Source organism: Siminovitchia sediminis, assembly GCF_042680885.1.
GTDB lineage: Bacteria > Bacillota > Bacilli > Bacillales > Bacillaceae_C > Siminovitchia > Siminovitchia sediminis.
Window position 1 is genome coordinate 1 of the sequence record NZ_JBHUEO010000070.1, and the last position, 3,918, is coordinate 3,918.

Sequence of the window (3,918 nt, forward strand, 5' to 3'; positions counted from 1 at the left end):
GACAGGTCTAGGTGGATGGGAATCTTTTTCTTAAAAATAAAAACACAAAAATCTAGATACAAGTCGTCTAAATGTAAAATAAAAAAGCCTGTAGAGAAAAAAACATATACTTTCTCTACAAGCTGATATAGTTTCGTTTTTCCATTGAAGGTTTAACCCTCATCTCTCCAAAATCCACCTGTACATAACAAAGCAATTCATAAGGTAATACAAGACTAAAAGCGCTTCCCACAAGTTGGCTCAACTCATGAGAAGCCTTCGTTAAAAATTTTGTTATCAATTGTTTACCCTCCGCTCTCACCATACATAAAACCTTATAAATAGTAAAGCGGCTTAAAACAGGCCGGCGGTTTTATCCTTGTTTTTAATAGCCCCAAATGAAAACGCATCAAACAGTGAATAAAAAGCACTTTGTTTATCGGTAAGTTTTGTGTCCGATTTACGAAGGAGAGATCATTCATATGAAGAGGGGACAGATGAGGAATACAGTCAAAGGTCTTAATGCGGAAAAAGGGGGAATATCAGCTTCGCATCCTTGGATATAAAGAAGCCTTTAAAAAAACCTTTTATAATTGAAACAAACGTTAGTCTTAGGTGATTTGAATTCCATTCTATATACCCTACTAATTTGGAAATGGTTATTTCTTAGAAAGCTAAGGAAACCTCCATTGCCAAATAAAAAAAGGCCCGGCTATCAATGCAGAATCTTTGATCAAGTCAGTATCAATTGCCATACTTGGCTTATTCAACTGGTACTTCTTTTGTCTGCGCTGACATTTTCCTCTCTTTTTCTTTTTTTCGTTGTCCACCTATTTCCTTTACTTCTTTACTGTAGTATCTCCCCTTCGTATAGACAGCTACTGAAATGGTCAGGATCGAAGCTAATATAGCAGCAAAGAAAGTCGCAGTATTTTGCAGGAACACCCCCATGTATCCTAATGCGGCAATCGTTCCAAGAACACTTGAAATAATTAATGGCGCAACCCCGGCTGGATTCCATTTATATAAATTTCCCTGTCGCGCTTCATATTCCATCGGTACAATTTTCAACAACTTCTTCACGACTAAAGCATCTGTAACTAAAATTGCAGCCCATGCCATTAAAAGAACTCCTTGGAATGTCATCGCACTGCCTAAATAATCTAAAATGCCGCCAAGCATTAATACGATCGATATGACGCCTGAGACAACAACCCAGAAGCGGCGATCCGGTTTAAAACGAAATACATTCTCAAAAAAGTTGGACAAAGACAGGGAAGCACTATAAATATTTGTAACGTTAATACGTAATTGCGTTAACATCGTAAATAAAACTCCGCCCAGCCCAAGAATTGTCACAATATATACCCCCGGATTCGATTCAGCTAATCGGACACCAAACCATATTCCAAGTAGCCCCATGACGCCAAAACAGAAAATTTGTGGAATAAATCCGATCATAATAGATCCTAATTTAATATCTTTAGGTTTAAGGAAACGTGCATAATCAGAGGCAATTAAGGCGGTTAATCCCATAATTCCGTGCTGCATTCCTATGCATAGGAGTAAAGCTGTCCCGCCTATCTGTACACCTTCCGGCATATAGCTCCAAAAACGCCCATTAAATTGAGACGGCATATTGGCTGCAACGATTATAATAATAATTAAAAAGATAAAGAAGATCGGCAATGACCATTTTTGTAATTTATCTAACTGTTTAATCCCAAACCAATTTAGCGGGATGACAATAGATCCAAATACAATAATTAAAAGCCATAGTGGAATTGAGGGGAAAAATGCATGTACTGCGGAAACGAGAATCATGCCTTCAAAAGCACAATACATGATGAAATTCGATGCATATATTAAAGAAGTTAACGAAGCACCAATATACCCAAACCCCTGCCTGGACATGAGGTTTACGTTCATTCCTGACTTCGCGGATAAATAGGCAATCACTGTACCTAAGACTCCAGCAATTATGATGGCATAAACTGCTGAAATAATTGCGTTCATTGCTCCATACTGAAGGGCCATTACACTGCCTGTCTGAAAATAAAAAATCGCCGTGGCAATACCAAACGTGATGTTGGTAACACTGAACCATCCCATGTTTCGTTTTTCTACCGGAACCTTTTCAAATGAATAATCGTCTTTTTCTGCTTCTTGAATACTTTTTGTTTGATTTACACTCACTCAATCATCCTTCCGTGAAGCTCTTCACAATCTATCCCCTTCCTACGTCGTGTTATCACATTCAATTTATGCCCTTTCATAATTGAATGCTTGTTTAAGAGGGTAACAGTATGTGAATATTTGAGCATGTTGTATTTGTGAAAAAATAAAAGTATGCCTTCCCTAACAGACTGTATTGTCTGCAACAGTAACTATTATATACATAGTCAGTTCATATAATCAAGGAGATCGGGAAAATAGGTATTGATAAATCCTTTAAATATAAGGTTTTCTCTTAATTTAACGCAGTTATCCCATACATTCATATGAATAAAAATCCAAGCGGATCACTCTCCTGCCGGTCGAAAATTCATATATTAAAATAATAAATTTTTATGCATAAGATTTTTTATTAGAAGTTGCGTGAAATAATCAATCGTATGAAGACAAGATCTGTAAACATTGGCAACTAATCGGAAGAATCATGAGCTGGCCATACAAGGTATGACAACGGCTAAATCTCATGATATTAAGGCAGCCATTGATCACAAAACTCGAGGAAACAGTTAGTCGAACTGTTCGTGTGGCTTGTCCTGACGGAAGGGCACTAATGCGATTGCAAATTTTAAAAAAGAAGCAGTACCCCGCTTGTAGCTGATATCATTTTGATGATAAATTAGCCATTAAAGCGATTGTTGGTAGATAAAGCTGCCTATGCTTTTTTATAAACATCTTTATACGACTTTGCTAAATAAAAAAGAAGTCTAATGTTCTTTCATTGGGGTGAAAAAAAGCAGAGAAAAAATAAAGTTATTTAATTTCAATCTCTCCTGAAATTTCCCTAAATACAAACTAGTTTAAAATCCTATGCCACAATTGCCAGATAGTTTATCAATGCAAACGTTCATACAATATTTTACTTCGTCATTATATAAGCAACGGAATATAGATAAAACTTCCTAATATAACAATAGCAGTAAGCAACAGGATGCTTTTCCAGCGTTTTCGCTTCCAGAACAACAGGGAAACGATGATGCCTTGCAGAAAAATAAAAGATGCCCCAATAATGACCATCCAGAGAGATCCGAAAAAGCCCCCTAACCCATTGATAATGATACCAATGGGCATTAAAGCGATCAAAAGGATGCGGGCAGGGCTATCTTTTATTCTTTCTAAGATTTGCTTGCGTTTCGACTCGGGGAAACTATCGAATTCAACGAGGGCAAACCAAGCGGTTATGATTAATATGGCACCTGTAACTGTGAACTTTCCCATGAAAGACCTCCCTTTATTTATAACCTAACCAAGTTTCATTCAATTGAAACATCGTGGAATTGTCGCTACTCGTAAATGTACAGGGTTGGAATAAATTGTAAACATTAAACTAGAATCAACAGTTTTCCACAAATAAGAGTAAACAGATTCCAACAAATAAGACTCAACAGTTTACCTTAACGATTCCACTTTCAATATACTTGAATGAGTCTATTGAAAGTGAGGAACAGGGAGTGGAGAAACTGATGATCTACAACGAGATTCATAGGCTTCGCAACGAAGGATTCTCCAACAGCGCGATTGCCAGGAAGTTAAATATTTCAAGGAACAGGGTGATTGATTACGGAAGGATGACTCCTGAAGAGTTCCATTCGTTTGCCCTTTCGTTACAGAACAGACAAAAAAAGCTGGATCCTTACCACCTGGAGATTCTGAAGTGGCTTAAGGAACATCCGGACCTGACTGGGGCGCAGGTGTTTGACTGGCTTC

Annotated in this window: 2 protein-coding genes and 1 pseudogene; 1 reads left to right on the plus strand and 2 read right to left on the minus strand. The window is 37.4% G+C overall.

Going from position 1 to position 3,918, the window contains the following annotated elements; genetic code table 11:
* Positions 1–741: 741 nt before the first annotated feature.
* Together ACFSCZ_RS16630 and ACFSCZ_RS16635 are read right to left on the minus strand one after the other, a co-directional pair.
* Complete coding sequence (locus ACFSCZ_RS16630) at positions 742–2,175, minus strand: purine-cytosine permease family protein (RefSeq protein ID WP_380775522.1); 1,434 nt, start codon at positions 2,173–2,175, stop codon at positions 742–744.
* A gap of 906 nt (positions 2,176–3,081) precedes the next feature.
* Positions 3,082–3,429 carry a hypothetical protein gene (locus tag ACFSCZ_RS16635; protein ID WP_380775523.1) on the minus strand — a complete coding sequence of 116 codons (348 nt, stop codon included), beginning with the start codon at positions 3,427–3,429 and terminating at the stop codon, positions 3,082–3,084.
* A 245-nt stretch (positions 3,430–3,674) separates the two neighbouring features.
* On the opposite strand from ACFSCZ_RS16635, the pseudogene ACFSCZ_RS16640 reads away from it, so the two are divergent.
* Positions 3,675–3,918 (plus strand): annotated as a pseudogene (locus ACFSCZ_RS16640) (IS21 family transposase); the annotation flags it as partial.